The 15,645-nt window shown below is 60.1% G+C and carries 16 protein-coding genes; 13 read left to right on the forward strand and 3 right to left on the reverse strand.

The features are described from left to right. Positions 1-21 precede the first annotated feature (21 nt). From atpA to glmS, 7 genes are all read left to right on the forward strand, one after another. Positions 22-1,566, forward strand: a complete 1,545-nt coding sequence (gene atpA, locus HU729_RS07820; RefSeq protein ID WP_054893006.1) for a F0F1 ATP synthase subunit alpha — start codon at positions 22-24, stop codon at positions 1,564-1,566. A gap of 48 nt (positions 1,567-1,614) precedes the next feature. Continuing rightward, positions 1,615-2,475 carry a F0F1 ATP synthase subunit gamma gene (atpG, locus tag HU729_RS07825; RefSeq protein ID WP_003253195.1) on the forward strand — a complete coding sequence of 287 codons (861 nt, stop codon included), beginning with the start codon at positions 1,615-1,617 and terminating at the stop codon, positions 2,473-2,475. 27 nt (positions 2,476-2,502) lie between these two features. Further along, entirely contained in the window at positions 2,503-3,879 is a 1,377-nt protein-coding gene (gene atpD, locus HU729_RS07830; protein WP_186670175.1) for a F0F1 ATP synthase subunit beta, read from the forward strand. A gap of 44 nt (positions 3,880-3,923) precedes the next feature. Further along, entirely contained in the window at positions 3,924-4,343 is a 420-nt protein-coding gene (locus HU729_RS07835) for a F0F1 ATP synthase subunit epsilon (protein ID WP_054893003.1), read from the forward strand. Positions 4,344-4,464: 121 nt separating this feature from the next. Next, positions 4,465-5,832, forward strand: a complete 1,368-nt coding sequence (glmU, locus tag HU729_RS07840; RefSeq protein ID WP_186670173.1) for a bifunctional UDP-N-acetylglucosamine diphosphorylase/glucosamine-1-phosphate N-acetyltransferase GlmU — start codon at positions 4,465-4,467, stop codon at positions 5,830-5,832. 180 nt (positions 5,833-6,012) lie between these two features. Continuing rightward, positions 6,013-6,789, forward strand: a complete 777-nt coding sequence (locus tag HU729_RS07845; RefSeq protein ID WP_063541896.1) for a DeoR family transcriptional regulator — start codon at positions 6,013-6,015, stop codon at positions 6,787-6,789. Positions 6,790-6,791: 2 nt separating this feature from the next. Then, entirely contained in the window at positions 6,792-8,627 is a 1,836-nt protein-coding gene (glmS, locus tag HU729_RS07850) for a glutamine--fructose-6-phosphate transaminase (isomerizing) (RefSeq protein ID WP_186670171.1), read from the forward strand. A gap of 215 nt (positions 8,628-8,842) precedes the next feature. Here the strand turns inward: glmS and HU729_RS07855 are convergent, their stop codons facing one another. Further along, positions 8,843-9,553, reverse strand: a complete 711-nt coding sequence (locus tag HU729_RS07855) for an alpha/beta hydrolase (RefSeq protein WP_186709469.1) — start codon at positions 9,551-9,553, stop codon at positions 8,843-8,845. Positions 9,554-9,605: 52 nt separating this feature from the next. Between HU729_RS07855 and HU729_RS07860 the strand changes: the two genes are divergently transcribed. Continuing rightward, positions 9,606-10,100, forward strand: coding sequence for a colicin E3/pyocin S6 family cytotoxin (locus HU729_RS07860; protein WP_186709471.1), 495 nt, complete (start codon positions 9,606-9,608; stop codon positions 10,098-10,100). A gap of 1 nt (position 10,101) precedes the next feature. Continuing rightward, positions 10,102-10,350 carry a pyocin S6 family toxin immunity protein gene (locus HU729_RS07865; protein ID WP_186709472.1) on the forward strand — a complete coding sequence of 83 codons (249 nt, stop codon included), beginning with the start codon at positions 10,102-10,104 and terminating at the stop codon, positions 10,348-10,350. 114 nt (positions 10,351-10,464) lie between these two features. Here the strand turns inward: HU729_RS07865 and HU729_RS07870 are convergent, their stop codons facing one another. Then, a complete protein-coding gene (locus HU729_RS07870; RefSeq protein WP_186670169.1) occupies positions 10,465-11,841 on the reverse strand; it encodes an amino acid permease in 1,377 nt (458 codons plus the stop codon). Positions 11,842-12,007: 166 nt separating this feature from the next. Next, a complete protein-coding gene (locus HU729_RS07875) occupies positions 12,008-12,211 on the reverse strand; it encodes a hypothetical protein (RefSeq protein WP_186709474.1) in 204 nt (67 codons plus the stop codon). Here HU729_RS07875 and HU729_RS07880 point away from each other — a divergent pair. The 4 genes from HU729_RS07880 to hcnC all read left to right on the forward strand — a co-directional run bounded on the left by HU729_RS07880 (position 12,210) and on the right by hcnC (position 15,622). Then, entirely contained in the window at positions 12,210-12,572 is a 363-nt protein-coding gene (locus HU729_RS07880) for a DUF417 family protein (RefSeq protein ID WP_186709476.1), read from the forward strand. The genes HU729_RS07875 and HU729_RS07880 overlap by 2 nt on opposite strands. Before the next feature lie 91 nt (positions 12,573-12,663). Next, on the forward strand, positions 12,664-12,978 hold the full coding sequence (gene hcnA / locus HU729_RS07885) for a cyanide-forming glycine dehydrogenase subunit HcnA (protein WP_186709478.1): 315 nt from the start codon (positions 12,664-12,666) through the stop codon (positions 12,976-12,978). Beyond that, positions 12,975-14,369, forward strand: coding sequence for a cyanide-forming glycine dehydrogenase subunit HcnB (gene hcnB / locus HU729_RS07890; RefSeq protein WP_186709480.1), 1,395 nt, complete (start codon positions 12,975-12,977; stop codon positions 14,367-14,369). Before hcnA ends, hcnB begins: the two co-directional genes overlap by 4 nt. A 2-nt stretch (positions 14,370-14,371) precedes the next feature. Continuing rightward, the gene (gene hcnC / locus HU729_RS07895; protein WP_186709481.1) at positions 14,372-15,622 is read left to right on the forward strand and encodes a cyanide-forming glycine dehydrogenase subunit HcnC; all 1,251 of its coding nucleotides are present in this window, start codon (positions 14,372-14,374) and stop codon (positions 15,620-15,622) included. Positions 15,623-15,645 lie beyond the last annotated feature (23 nt).

Consider the following 15,645-nt stretch of genomic DNA (forward strand, 5'->3'; position numbering starts at 1 on the left):
GTTTGAAGGGGCAGCAGAGCAATGCAGCAACTCAATCCTTCCGAAATTAGTGAAATCATCAAGGGTCGCATCGAGAAACTCGATGTCGGCTCCCAAGCCCGTAACGAAGGTACCGTTGTTTCGGTATCCGACGGTATCGTGCGGATCCACGGTCTGGCCGACGTCATGTACGGCGAAATGATCGAGTTCCCTGGCAGCGTATTCGGCATGGCACTGAACCTGGAGCAAGACTCCGTAGGTGCAGTGATCCTGGGTGCCTATGACACCCTCGCCGAAGGCATGAGCGCCAAGTGCACCGGCCGCATCCTGGAAGTTCCGGTTGGTAAGGAACTGCTGGGTCGCGTCGTTGACGCACTGGGCAACCCGATCGACGGTAAAGGTCCTCTGGGCAACACTCAGACCGACGCGGTCGAGAAAGTGGCCCCAGGCGTGATCTGGCGTAAGTCGGTAGACCAGCCTGTACAGACTGGCTACAAGTCCGTCGACGCCATGATCCCAGTCGGCCGTGGCCAGCGTGAGCTGATCATCGGTGACCGCCAGATCGGCAAGACCGCCATGGCCATCGACGCCATCATCAACCAGAAAGACTCCGGTATTTTCTGTGTTTATGTTGCTGTCGGCCAAAAGCGTTCCACCGTTGCCAACATCGTTCGCAAGCTGGAAGAAGCCGGCGCCCTGGCCAACACCATCGTGGTCGTTGCCAGTGCTTCGGAATCCGCCGCACTGCAGTTCCTGGCGCCATACGCCGGCTGCACCATGGGCGAGTTCTTCCGTGACCGCGGTGAAGACGCCCTGATCGTCTACGATGACCTGTCCAAGCAGGCTGTTGCCTACCGTCAGATCTCCCTGCTGCTGCGCCGTCCACCAGGACGTGAAGCGTACCCAGGCGACGTGTTCTATCTCCACTCCCGTCTGCTGGAGCGTGCATCGCGCGTTTCGGAAGAGTATGTCGAGAAGTTCACCAACGGCGCAGTGACTGGCAAGACCGGTTCCCTGACCGCCCTGCCGATCATCGAAACCCAGGCTGGCGACGTTTCCGCGTTCGTTCCGACCAACGTGATCTCGATCACCGACGGTCAGATCTTCCTGGAATCGGCCATGTTCAACTCGGGCATCCGTCCTGCAGTGAACGCCGGTGTTTCGGTATCCCGTGTAGGTGGTGCCGCTCAGACCAAGATCATCAAGAAGCTGTCCGGCGGTATCCGTACCGCACTGGCTCAGTACCGTGAACTGGCTGCATTCGCCCAGTTCGCTTCGGATCTGGACGAGGCTACCCGCAAGCAGCTGGAGCATGGTCAGCGCGTTACCGAGCTGATGAAGCAGAAGCAGTACGCGCCAATGTCGATCGCTGACATGGCTCTGTCGCTGTACGCCGCTGAGCGTGGTTTCCTGACTGACGTAGAAGTCTCCAAGGTCGGCAGCTTCGAGCAAGCGCTGATCGCCTACTTCCACCGTGATCACGCCGAGCTGTTGGCCAAGATCAACGTGAAAGGTGACTTCAACGACGAAATCGACGCTGGCATGAAAGCCGGTATCGAGAAGTTCAAGGCCACCCAGACCTGGTAAGCCGCAGCGGGGGCTCCGGCCCCCGCTTGCTAACCTGATAGGTGATACATGGCAGGCGCAAAAGAGATTCGCAGTAAGATTGCGAGCATCAAAAGCACGCAAAAAATTACCAGCGCCATGGAGAAAGTGGCGGTCAGCAAAATGCGCAAGGCACAAATGCGCATGGCTGCTAGCCGTCCTTACGCGGAGCGTATCCGCCAGGTGATCGGTCATCTGGCCAACGCCAACCCGGAATACCGCCACCCGTTCATGATCGAGCGCCCTGTAAAGCGCGCCGGTTATATCGTGGTGAGCAGTGACCGTGGTCTGTGCGGTGGCTTGAATACCAACCTGTTCAAGGCCCTGGTCAAGGACATGAGCGCAAACCGCGAACAGGGCGTGGAAATCGACCTGTGCGTGATCGGCAGCAAGGGTGCGACTTTCTTCCGCATCTTTGGCGGCAACGTCGTAGCCGCGATCAGCCACCTGGGCGAAGAGCCATCGATCAACGATCTGATCGGCTCCGTCAAAGTGATGCTGGACGCCTACCTCGATGGCCGTATCGATCGCCTCTCGGTGGTTTCGAACAAGTTCATCAACACCATGACCCAAAAACCGACGGTCGAGCAATTGGTACCGTTGGTGGCAACCCCGGATCAGGATCTCAAGCATCACTGGGATTACCTGTACGAACCCGACGCAAAAGAGCTGCTGGACGGCTTGATGGTGCGTTACGTGGAGTCGCAGGTGTACCAGGCGGTGGTCGAGAACAACGCTGCTGAACAAGCGGCCCGGATGATCGCCATGAAGAACGCCACAGACAACGCCGGTGATTTGATCAAAGAGCTGCAATTGATCTACAACAAGGCGCGTCAGGCTGCGATCACCCAGGAGATCTCGGAAATCGTCGGCGGCGCTGCCGCGGTTTAACGGTTCAAAAATTCAGAGGATCCAGCTATGAGTAGCGGACGTATCGTTCAAATCATCGGCGCCGTCATCGACGTGGAATTCCCACGTGACGTCGTGCCGAGTGTTTACAACGCGCTGAAAGTACAAGGCGCGGAAACCACCCTGGAAGTTCAGCAGCAGCTGGGCGACGGCGTGGTTCGTACCATTGCGATGGGCTCGACCGAAGGCCTGAAGCGCGGTCTGGACGTCGTCGATACCGGCGCGGCCATCTCCGTTCCAGTTGGTAAGGCCACTCTGGGCCGTATCATGGACGTCCTCGGCAACCCGATCGACGAAGCCGGCCCGATCGGCGAAGAAGAGCGTCGCGGTATCCACCAGCCAGCGCCTTCCTTCGCTGACCAGGCAGGCGGCAACGACCTGCTGGAAACCGGCATCAAGGTTATCGACCTGGTTTGCCCGTTCGCCAAGGGTGGTAAGGTTGGTCTGTTCGGTGGTGCCGGTGTCGGCAAGACCGTAAACATGATGGAACTGATCCGTAACATCGCCATGGAACACAGCGGTTACTCCGTGTTCGCTGGTGTGGGTGAGCGTACTCGTGAGGGTAACGACTTCTACCACGAGATGAAGGACTCCAACGTTCTCGACAAGGTAGCGCTGGTCTACGGTCAGATGAACGAGCCACCAGGAAACCGTCTGCGCGTTGCGCTGACCGGCCTGACCATGGCTGAGAAGTTCCGTGACGAAGGTAACGACGTTCTGCTGTTCGTCGACAACATCTATCGTTACACCCTGGCCGGTACTGAAGTATCCGCACTGCTGGGCCGTATGCCTTCGGCAGTAGGTTACCAGCCGACCCTGGCTGAAGAGATGGGCGTTCTGCAAGAGCGCATCACTTCGACCAAGGAAGGTTCGATCACCTCCGTTCAGGCCGTATACGTACCTGCGGACGACCTGACCGACCCGTCGCCAGCGACCACCTTCGCTCACTTGGACGCCACCGTCGTTCTGTCCCGTGACATCGCCTCCCTGGGTATCTACCCAGCGGTCGACCCACTGGACTCGACTTCGCGCCAGCTGGACCCGAACGTGATCGGCACCGAGCACTACGAGACCGCTCGTGGCGTTCAGTATGTTCTGCAGCGCTACAAAGAGCTGAAGGACATCATCGCGATCCTGGGTATGGACGAACTGTCCGAAGCCGACAAGCAACTGGTTGCCCGCGCTCGTAAGATCCAGCGCTTCCTGTCGCAGCCGTTCTTCGTGGCCGAAGTCTTCACCGGCTCGCCAGGCAAGTACGTTCCGCTCAAGGACACCATCGCTGGCTTCAGCGGCATCCTCAAAGGTGACTACGACCACCTGCCAGAACAAGCGTTCTACATGGTCGGCAGCATCGACGAAGCGATCGAGAAAGCCAAGAAACTGTAATCCCGGCGCCCCGCAAGGGGCGCTAATCAGGTTGAGGCAAGCAGATGGCTATGACAGTCCATTGCGACATCGTCAGCGCAGAGGGAGAGATCTTCTCCGGCCTGGTCGAGATGGTAGTAGCGCACGGCAACCTGGGCGATCTGGGTATCGCTCCAGGCCACGCGCCGCTGATCACCAATCTCAAGCCGGGTCCGATCACGCTGACCAAGCAGGGTGGCACTCAAGAGGTGTTCTACATCTCCGGTGGCTTCCTCGAAGTGCAGCCGAACATGGTCAAGGTTCTCGCCGACACCGTGCAACGTGCTGCCGACCTGGACGAAGCTCAGGCTCAGGAAGCCCTCAAGGCTGCCGAGAACGCGCTGAACACTAAAGGCTCGGACTTCGACTACGGCGCTGCTGCCGCACGTCTGGCCGAGGCTGCAGCTCAGCTGCGTACTGTCCAGCAATTGCGCAAGGGCAAGTGATCCGGTCCTCCCGGTAACCTGCGTTGCGATTGAGTTAAAGGGTAGCCTCGGCTACCCTTTTTCTTTTCCGAATTTTCGCCTTCGGTCACATCCCTGACCACCCAGGATTGGTAGCCAGTCAATGTCCCTCGATATCGTTATTCTCGCCGCAGGCCAAGGCACCCGCATGCGCTCCTCGCTGCCCAAGGTGCTGCACCCAGTTGCTGGTAATTCAATGCTCGGCCATGTTATCCACAGCGCGCGACAGTTGCAGCCAAAGGGCATCCATGTGGTCATCGGCCATGGTGCAGAGCTGGTGCGTGAACGCTTGGCGGCTGACGACCTGAATTTCGTCATGCAGGACAAGCAGCTTGGCACCGGGCATGCCGTCGCCCAGGCACTGCCGGCGATCACCGCCGATACCGTGCTGGTGCTCTATGGCGACGTGCCATTGATCGAGGTGGGCACGCTCGAGCGGCTTCTGGCCAAGGTCAATGAACAGCAACTCGGCCTGCTGACCGTCACCCTGCAGGATCCAACCGGTTACGGCCGCATCGTGCGTGATGCCCAAGGTCAGGTTGCGGCCATCGTCGAGCACAAGGACGCCAGTGATGCACAGCGAGCGATCAAGGAAGGCAACACGGGCATCCTCGCGATGCCGGCCGCGCGTCTGGCAGACTGGATGGGGCGTCTGTCCAACAACAACGCCCAGGGCGAGTACTACCTCACCGACGTGATCGCCATGGCCGTGGCCGATGGCCTGGTGGTTGCCACCGAACAGCCCCATGACGCGATGGAAGTGCAGGGCGCCAACGACCGTCTGCAACTGTCCGAGCTCGAGCGTCATTACCAGTTGCGCGAAGGACGCCGACTGATGGCCCAGGGCGTGACCCTGCGTGATCCCGCGCGCTTCGACGTGCGTGGCGAGGTGATCGTGGGGCGCGATGTGCTGATCGACATCAACGTCATTCTCGAAGGCAAGGTGGTCATCGAAGACGATGTGCAGATCGGCCCGAACTGCGTGATCAAGAACAGCACCCTGCGCAAGGGCGCCGTGATCAAGGCCAACAGCCACATCGAAGGTGCGGTGATGGGCGAGGGCAGCGATGCCGGCCCGTTCGCTCGCCTGCGCCCAGGCAGCGTACTGGAAGCCAAGGCCCATGTGGGTAACTTCGTCGAGCTGAAGAACGCCCGTCTGGGCGAAGGCGCCAAGGCCGGTCACCTGACTTATCTGGGCGACGCCGAGATCGGTGCGCGCACCAATATCGGCGCGGGTACCATCACCTGCAACTACGATGGCGCGAACAAGTTCAAGACCGTCCTAGGCGAAGATGTGTTCATCGGCTCGAACAACTCGCTGGTTGCGCCTGTGGAAATCAAGGATGGCGCCACCACTGCGGCGGGCTCGACCATCAACCAGTCGGTCGAAGCCGCTCAGTTGGCAGTAGCCCGCGCGCGTCAGCGCAACATCGATGGCTGGAAACGGCCAGAGAAGATCAAGAAAAGCTGAGTTATCCACAGACGTTTCGATCGAAAGCCGACTTATGTGAGTAAGTCGGCTTTTTATTGCCGGACAAGCCCGCTCCCACAGGGAGTAGCGTTGCCAGGTAAGTCTATTCGCTCCTTGACGAATCCTTCATCTTAGGTTTTGATTGCAACCATTATCTTTCGAACCGAAACTTACAAGCTCATGTCGAAACGAAATACCCCCCAGCGCCGCCACAATATCCTGGCTTTGCTCGCCGAGCAGGGCGAGGTGAGTGTGGACGCGTTGGCCAAGCGTTTCGAAACTTCGGAAGTGACCATCCGCAAGGATCTCGCCGCACTGGAAGCCAACGGCCTGCTGCTGCGTCGCTACGGCGGCGCGGTGCCCGTCCCGCAGGAGATGCTTGGCGAAGCCGCTCAGCCCGTTTCCAGCTACAAGAAAGCCATCGCCCGAGCCGCTGTCGGACGCATCCGTGAGCACGCACGCATCATCATCGACAGTGGCAGTACCACCGCCGCGATGATCCCGGAACTGGGCCGCCAGCCCGGTCTGGTCGTGATGACCAACTCCCTGAACGTGGCCCGTGCCATCAGTGAGCTCGAGCACGAACCGGTGCTGCTGATGACCGGCGGCACCTGGGACCCGCATTCCGAGTCATTCCAGGGCCAGGTCGCCGAGCAGGTACTACGCTCATACGATTTCGACCAGTTGTTCATCGGTGCCGACGGCATCGACCTGAACCGCGGCACCACCACTTTCAACGAACTGCTCGGCCTGAGCCGGGTGATGGCGGAAGTGGCCCGGGAAGTGATCGTGATGGTCGAATCGGACAAGGTCGGACGCAAGATCCCCAACCTCGAGCTGCCCTGGAGCAGCGTTACCACCCTTATTACAGATGATCGCCTGCCCGCAGCGGCACGCGAACAGATTCAAGCCCGCGGCATCAACCTGATCTGCGCCGCGATCAGCCAGGAGCAATGACCATGTGTGGAATCGTCGGTGCAGTCGCCGAGCGCAATATCACCTCCATCCTCATCGAGGGCCTCAAGCGCCTGGAATACCGCGGTTACGACAGCGCGGGCCTGGCCGTCATCACCCAGCAGGGCGAGCTCGATCGTCGTCGCCGCATCGGCAAGGTGAGCGAGCTGGAAGCCGCGGTGACTGCCGAGCCACTCAATGGTCACCTGGGCATCGCCCACACCCGCTGGGCAACCCACGGCGCGCCGACCGAGCACAATGCCCACCCGCATTTCTCCGGCCAGGAAGTGGCCGTGGTGCACAACGGCATCATCGAGAACCACGAGGAACTGCGTGAAGAGCTCAAGGGCCTGGGCTATGTATTCACCTCGCAGACCGACACCGAGGTGATCGTTCACCTGATCCACCACACCCTCAAGAGCATTCCCGACCTGACCGACGCGTTCAAGGCGGTGGTCAAGCGCCTGCACGGTGCCTATGGCTTGTCGGTGATCAGCGTCAAGCAGCCCGACCGCCTGGTGGCCGCGCGCAGCGGCAGCCCGTTGGTGATCGGTCTTGGCCATGGCGAGAACTTCCTCGCCTCCGACCAGTTGGCCCTGCGCCAGGTCACCGACCGTTTCATGTACCTGGAAGAGGGCGATATCGCCGAAATCCGCCGCGACCAGGTGAGCATCTGGGACCAGGCCGGCAGCAAGGTGCAACGCGAGACCGTGCAGTACCACGAAGGCGCCGAGGCGGCCGACAAGGGCGCCTATCGCCACTTCATGCTCAAGGAAATCCACGAGCAGCCGTCGGTGGTGCAGCGTACCCTCGAAGGCCGTCTGGGCAAGGATCACGTGATGGTCCAGGCGTTCGGTCCACAGGCTGCCGAGCTGTTCGCCAAGGTGCGCAATGTACAGATCGTCGCCTGCGGCACCAGCTATCATGCGGGCATGGTCGCCCGTTATTGGCTGGAAAGCCTGGCGGGTATTCCGTGCCAGGTCGAAGTCGCCAGTGAGTTCCGCTATCGCAAGGTGGTGGTGCAGCCGGACACCTTGTTCGTTTCCATCTCCCAGTCGGGCGAAACCGCCGACACCCTGGCCGCGCTGCGCAACGCCAAGGAGCTGGGTTTCCTTGGCAGCCTGGCGATCTGCAACGTTGGCATCAGCTCGCTGGTGCGTGAATCCGACCTGACCCTGCTGACCCTGGCCGGCCCGGAAATCGGCGTTGCTTCGACCAAGGCCTTCACCACCCAGCTGGTCTCGCTGATGCTGTTGACCCTCGCCCTGGGTCAGGTACGCGGTAGCCTCGAAGCGGGCGTCGAAGCCGAGCTGGTCGAGGAACTGCGCCGCCTGCCGACGCGTCTGGGCGAAGCCCTGGCGATGGACAGCGTGGTCGAGAAGACCGCCGAACTGTTCGCCGACAAGCACCACACCCTGTTCCTCGGCCGTGGCGCCCAGTACCCGGTGGCGATGGAAGGTGCGCTCAAGCTCAAGGAGATCTCCTACATCCACGCCGAGGCGTACCCCGCTGGCGAGCTCAAGCACGGCCCGCTGGCGCTGGTCGATGCCGACATGCCGGTGGTCACTGTTGCGCCGAACAACGAGCTGCTGGAAAAGCTCAAGTCGAACCTGCAGGAAGTCCGCGCGCGTGGCGGCGAGCTGGTGGTGTTCGCCGATGAGCAGTCGGGCATGGGCAACGGCGAAGGCACCCACGTGATCAAGGTGCCGCACATCATCGATGCCTTGGCACCGATCCTGTACACCATCCCGCTGCAGCTGCTGTCGTACTACGTGGCCGTGCTCAAAGGCACTGACGTCGACCAGCCGCGTAACCTGGCGAAGTCGGTGACGGTGGAGTAAGCGGTTGCGCTGAGCAGAGGGTGGTTTTGCGAAGCTATATGGGCCGCTGACACGGCCCATATAGCACTACCAATGTCTATCCACGCTCTTGCCTGCTAACTCCACAGGTAATCCGTTCGATGTGATTACTGCGTTTTCACAAAGCCTGGGCCCATCGCGGACAATCCGGCCTCACCCGAATATGTCCGCTTGCAGCCTTCCTCCAGTCATTCAGGTCAAATGGCGCTGCGTTTCAAGAACGCCTCGAAAATGCTTGCGAAATGTGGCGGGCACTCCTGCATCGGATAATGACCGCAGTTAGGAATCACGTGCAGCTCTGCGTTCGGATGCCATGCGAGAAAAGTACGCGTCATTGCCTCCGAATCCAGTCCGGGATCCTTATCACCGATGATGACCAAATAGGGTGTTTCAAGGCCCCGAACGTCATCGACGAAGTTCGCCGTGATCAGCATTTCGAGGTATCGCGCCCGGCAAGCAGGTGCGACCGTGTCTCGACTTTGTCGGACCTTGCGATTAGCCCAACCATCGGAAAGACCTCCAGTGACGAATTTGAACAAGCGCCGAAGCGCATCGTCGTCTTCTATCGTGCTTGCAAAGAAAGCTAGAGCGTCCGGACTCAAGCGATTGTCAGCGGCAGAAACGGGACACACCGCGATCGCGCTCGTGACGCGCGATGGCGTATCAGCAGCAATGCGTTGCGTGATCATCCCTGTCATTGAGTGGCCAACTACGTGAAAGCTCGTCCAACCGAGATGGTCGGCGAGCATGAGGTAGTCGGTGGCAATTTCCTCTACCGTGAATTCGCCCGACAATTCAATCGATCGCCCGTAGCCACGCAAATCAACGAAAATATAGGTGAACGCCTGGTCGTCAAGCCAGGGCATGAGAGCGTCGTAGCTGGAGTTGTCGCCTAGCCAGTCATGCATGACCAGCACGTGAATCGGGCCGTTGCCGTATGGCACATATCCACCAAGCCTGGTGCCTGACCAGCCTCCTATCACACTAACTTGGACGCCAGGTCGCGCCCCCGGCGAACAGTCCTCAACAACCACTACACCCGCGGCAACACAGACTGTGCCAATCTACACAGGGGTAGAGCTACAGCCGCTTGAGATTGAGGCACTACCGTACCCCGGTGAAGTGCTGGATGCCAATGACCTGATCATCACATTCCCGATTGACTCGGGAATTGAGCCGGTCTATTTGATGTTCAGTACTCCAGGATATCATCAGGCACCCAAAAACTTAATTGCTTTTCGTGATGCGAAACCTGTGAGAGCTAAAAGCAGCGTTCGTGGTGGCGGTAAGCTTAGAAGGCGTTGGGTGGATAGTAAAGGCAGAATTTATGAATGGGATAGTCAGCATGGTAGGGTTGAGTTATATGATAAGCAGGGCAAGCACTTAGGAGAGTTTGATTCTGTGTCTGGCGATCAAACAAAATCAGCTGTTCCTGGCCGAACTACCGAAAAGTAAGATGTTTAATATGTTTATTAATTTAACTGGTTTTCTGAAAGAACATGAGTTTGATGACTCCTTGAAGTACGATTTTGATATTCCACCGGCACTTGAAAAAGATGTTATGAAACTCTTGAATTGGCAGTCTCTTGAGGCTGAATCGGACGGTGAGCTTCCTCTGTCTGATGAACAAGCAGAAAAAATATTTTCTTTACTTGGCAATCCGAAGCCTGAAGGATTGGACTTTTTTGTTGGAGTCCGAGCTTAGTGGTAAGAAGAAGTAATACCTTTTGACGTTTGCGCGAGTTTTAACTTAAAAACATAGGAGGCATGGGTAATTGCCTCCTATGTTTTTATTTGAGATTTAAGTGCTCGATTTATATCAAGTCCGCGCCAGTTCCCGCACTTCGCCACCCCGGCGCTTGCGCACCATGAAGTACGCCGCCACGATCACCAGCAAGGTCACCGCTACCAGCCAGAACTGAAAACGTGTCGCCGGATCGATCGCTTGGGTTGCCAGCACCGATACCAGCGCCAGCAGCGCAATAACGTTGGTCAGCGGGAATCCCCAAGCCCTGAATGACGTTGGGTCCACTGCTTCATGCCGGGTTTTCAGACGCATACCGACGTGGGCGAAAATGATGAAGATCCAGACGAAGATGATGAACGCACCGGTGCTCCTGGCCAGGGTCAGGAAGAGGTCACCGCCGCTGATGAAGTGCACCGCCAGAATCGTCACGCAAATGCAAAACGCCAGCGCCAGTGCATTGATCGGCACGCCCTTGGCGTTGGTCCGGGAGAACAGCGCTGGGGCGTGTCCGCGTTGGCTGAGCGAGAACATCATGCGCGAGTTGGAGAACATGAACGAGTTCATCACCGACATGAACGACACGAACAGCACCAGTTTCATGGCCACGGCTGCACCCTTGAAACCGGCGAGGGTGAACAGTGCGACATAGGGCGATGCGAGGTTGGCCTTGTCGGTCCAGGGCAGGCACAGGACGAGAATCGACACCGAACCGACGTAGAAGAGCATGACGCGCACGATCACGCTCTTGATCGCCCGGATCACGTTGCGGCGCGGGTTCTCCGATTCGCCGGCTGCCACAGCGGCGATTTCACTGCCGCCCAGCGAGAAGATCGCCACGATCACACCAGCCATCACTGGCGACAGGCCATTGGGCATGAAGCCGCCATGGTCGGTGAGATTGACCAGGCCAGGGGCGGGGATGTTCTCCTGCCAGCCCAGCAGGATGGAGGCGCCGAGCAGCATGAAGATAAGGATGGTGACCACCTTCAGCGCCGCCAGCCAGTACTCCACTTCGGCGAACGAACGCACCGAGTAGGCGTTGCTGGCGATCAGCGTCACCAGCATGATGAAGGCGCCGACCCAGATCGGCAGCCAGGGCATGAAATCGTTGAGGATCGCGCCCAGCAGCACCGCTTCGAGGGTGATGGTCATCATCGACTTGAGCCAGTACAACCAGCCCACGGTGAACCCGGCCCAGTTGCCGAGGTAGGTGTTGGCGTAGGTCGAGAAGGAGCCGGCATCAGGATTGCGCGAGGCCATCTCGCCGAGCATGAACATCACCAGAGTGACGATGATGCCGCCGATCACGTAAGACAGGATCGCGGCCGGGCCGGCCGAGGCGATCAGGCTGCCGGAGCCGACGAACAACCCGGCGCCGATCACACCGCCAAGCGCGATCATGGTGATATGCCGCTGCTTGAGGCTTTGCTTCAATCCGTTTTCTTGCATGTCCAGACGTCTCTTATTATTGGAAGGAACCAGCAACGTCCTTCGAGCGGCAACCGCTCGAGGACCTACCTGCACGGGGCGATGCCATTAATCGAGGTCTTGCCGTGAAGCTCCCTTCAGGCAATGGCGATCCGATCCGCCACCATGGGCAAAGTGGCGTTTCATCTCAAACGAATTCTGGGCACAACATCCTGCGGATTTTTCCTGAGGCATGGCTGTTCAGGGGCGGGGTGCTCCTCACGATGGCCTGCCGGTTGGGCAGGCGCACATGGCAGTGGCCGGCCAGCACGATGTGATAGCGCGCGGTACCGGGGGCGTCCGGTTCGTGGTTGACCGCCCAGCGCCCGCTGAACTGGCAGCGAAGGTCCATGCTGCAGCGCGCCAGGCAGGCGGCCAACCATCCGTACGCATTCTCCACCGGGCTGGGTGTGGTAGAGATCACCATCGGCCTGTTGGTGCTGGCGTATCTGTTCTCGCCCCAGCTGGGGCTGCTGGGCTCGGTCCTGACCTGCCTGACACCCGTGGTGACCTTGTCGTTCCTGGTGACCACGCCCGAGGCCTGGGTGGCGAACCTGGGCGATGCGCAGTTCGGGTTTCCCTACCTGTCGGGGGCCGGGCGCCTGGTGCTCAAGGACGTGCTGATGCTGTCGGGAGTTGTGGTGATGGTCGGCGATTCACCCCGCCAGGTTTTGTACCAAGTCGCCGCGAGAAATAGGCTCACAAATTCTTAGGATAAATCCTTCATTTCCTACGGATTGTGTCAATGTTTCCCTACAGAGCTTTGTCGTATCGTCGGTTGTTTTTTCAACAAGGACGAAGCTCATGCAAACACTGGAACGCGTGCTCGACATACAGCCGCTCGAGGCGGCTGAAATCACCCTTCAACTCAATGGCCAGGCGGTGCAGGCCGCCGAAGGCGAGACGGTACTCAGCGTACTCAACGCCGTTGGCCTGCGCCGTCTGGCGCAGAACGATCATGGCCAGCCAGGTGGCGCCTTCTGCGGCATGGGCGTGTGCCATTGCTGTCTGGTGGCGATCGACGGACGGCCCAAGCGCCGTGCCTGTCAGACGGTAGTCCGCCATGGAATGCGGGTAGAGACCGAGGTCAACCGCGTTGTCGAGGGGGCGCAGTCATGAGCTTGCGTCCAGTGATCGTCGGCGGTGGCTCGGCCGGCATGGCGGCGGCCATCGAACTGGCCGAGCAGGGTGTCGATTGCCTGCTGTTCGATGAAGCGTCGCGTCCGGGTGGCGTGGTCTATCGCGGGCCGCTGCGCGCCGGTGTCGACCTGGGTTACCTGGGGGCGCGCTACAGCAAGGCGCTACAGACATTGCACGAGGATTTCGCCGCCAACGCCGAGCACATCGACCTGCGCCTCAACCATCGTGTGGTTGGCGGTGATACCGAGCGCCTTATGGTGCTCGATGCCGACGAGCAACTGCACGAGATCGACTATTCCCATCTGCTGCTGTCGGCCGGCTGCCATGAGCGCAATGTGCCGTTCCCCGGCTGGACGCTGCCTGGCGTGATGCTGCTGGGCGGGCTGCAGTTGCAGATCAAGAGCGGTGCGGTCAAGCCACTGGGCAGCACTTTGATCGCAGGGACCGGTCCACTGCTGCCGCTGGTGGCCTGCCAACTGCATGCGGCTGGCGCCAAGGTTGCCGGAGTCTATGAGGCCTGCGCCTTCAACCGTATCGCCAAGGAAAGCCTGGCGCTGCTGAATAAACCGCAGTTGTTTCTCGACGGCCTCAGCATGCTGGCTTACATGAAGCTCAACGGCATTGCGATGCACTATGGCTGGGGCTTGGTCAGCGCCAGTGGTGAAGGTGAACTGCGCGAAGTCAGCCTTGCGCCCTATGGCCAGGATTGGAAAGCCGACATGAGCCGCGTGCGGCGCGAGCCGGTGGACACCTTGGCAGTCGGCTATGGCTTCATCCCGCGCACCCAGCTCAGCCAGCAGTTGGGGCTAACGCATGGGTTCAGCGACGACGGCTACCTGCGCGCGGTATGCAATGTCTGGCAGCAGAGCAGCCAGGCGCATATCCACCTGGCCGGCGACATGGGTGGTATCCGTGGTGGCGAGGCAGCGATGCTGACCGGGCGCATCGCTGCGGTGTCGATCCTGCAGCAACGCGGAGTGCTCGACGCCAACCAGGCCATCGAGCGGCGCGAGCGGTACCTGGGCAAGCTGGCTGCGATCACGCGCTTCAGAGCGGGTGTCGAGCGCTATACCCAACGTGGCGCAGCGCAGATCGAGCTGCCGCAGGCCGACACGGTGATCTGCCGCTGCGAGCACGTCACCCGCAGCGATATCGACCTGGCGCTCGAGCAAGGCGTGCAGGACATGGTCAGCCTGAAGATGCGCACCCGGGTGAGCATGGGCGACTGCCAGGGGCGCATGTGTGTGGGCTACTGCAGCGATCGCCTGCGCGCCAGTACCGGGCGGGCGGATGTCGGCTGGCTGCGACCGCGTTTCCCGATCGATCCCATCCCATTTTCCGCATTCCAGCACCTGGCCACGGAGGCCTGAGCATGAACAAGACCTATGACATCGTCATCGCCGGTGGCGGGGTGATCGGCGCTTCGTGTGCCTATCAGTTGTCCAAGCGCAAGGGGCTGAAAATCGCCCTGATCGACAGCAAGCGTCCAGGTAATGCGACACGTGCATCGGCGGGCGGCCTGTGGGCCATCGGCGAGTCCGTGGGCCTTGGGTGCGGAGTGATCTTCTTTCGCATGATGTCCTCGCGCAGCAAACGCGAGGCCCATGGCGCAGCAGTGGCAGTGGATTCGAGCACGCCGCATATCCTGCCGCAGTGCTTTTTCGACCTGGCACTGCAATCCAACGCACTTTATCCACAGCTGCACCAGGAGCTGATCGAGCGCCATGGCATGGACTTCAAGTTCGAGCGCACCGGATTGAAGTACATCATCCAGGACGATGAGGACCAACTGTACGCCGAGCACATCGTCGCGCAGATCCCGCATCTGGCGGACCAGGTGCGCTGGCTGGATCGCCAGGCACTGCGCGAGAGGGAGCCGGCGGTGACCCTGCAGGCCAAGGGGGCGCTGGAGTTCCTCTGCGATCACCAGGTCAGCCCGTTCCGTCTGGGCGATGCCTATCTGGAAGCCGCGCGGCAGAACGGCGTCGATCTGTACCTGAACACAAACATCACCGATGTGCTGCATGGGAACTCGCAGATCAAGGGTGTGCGTACTGCCGAGGCGGGGGGGTTCCATTGCCACACCTTGCTCAATGCTGCGGGGGCCTGGGCGGGCGAGCTCAGTGAGTGGGCCACCGGCACTTCGATCCCGGTCAAGCCGGTGAAAGGCCAGATCGTTCTCACCGAACGTCTGCCCAAGCTGCTCGATGGCTGCCTGACCACCAGTGATTGCTACATGGCTCAAAAGGATAATGGCGAGGTCCTGATTGGCAGCACTACGGAAGACAAGGGCTTCGATGTCAGCACTACCTTCCCCGAAATTGCCGGGTTGGTGCAGGGGGCAGTGCGTTGTGTGCCGGAACTGGCGCAGGTGAGCCTGAAGCGCACCTGGGCAGGATTGCGGCCCGGGTCGCCTGATGAACTGCCGATTCTCGGTCCTGTGGATGACGTGCCCGGCTACTTCAACGCCTGTGGACACTTCCGCACCGGGATTCTCACCTCGGCCATTACCGGCGTGCTGCTGGACAAGGTTATCCACAGCGAGCCACTGCCGCTGGACCTTACGCCTTTCCTGGCGAGGCGTTTCGGGCGGGCTGTGGATAAGAACTGGGCGGTGGGGTAGGGGCTCGGGCGGGCGCTCCTGCA

Origin of the sequence: Pseudomonas sp. RW10S2 (genome assembly GCF_014268985.1) — a bacterium.
Taxonomy (GTDB): domain Bacteria; phylum Pseudomonadota; class Gammaproteobacteria; order Pseudomonadales; family Pseudomonadaceae; genus Aquipseudomonas; species Aquipseudomonas wayambapalatensis.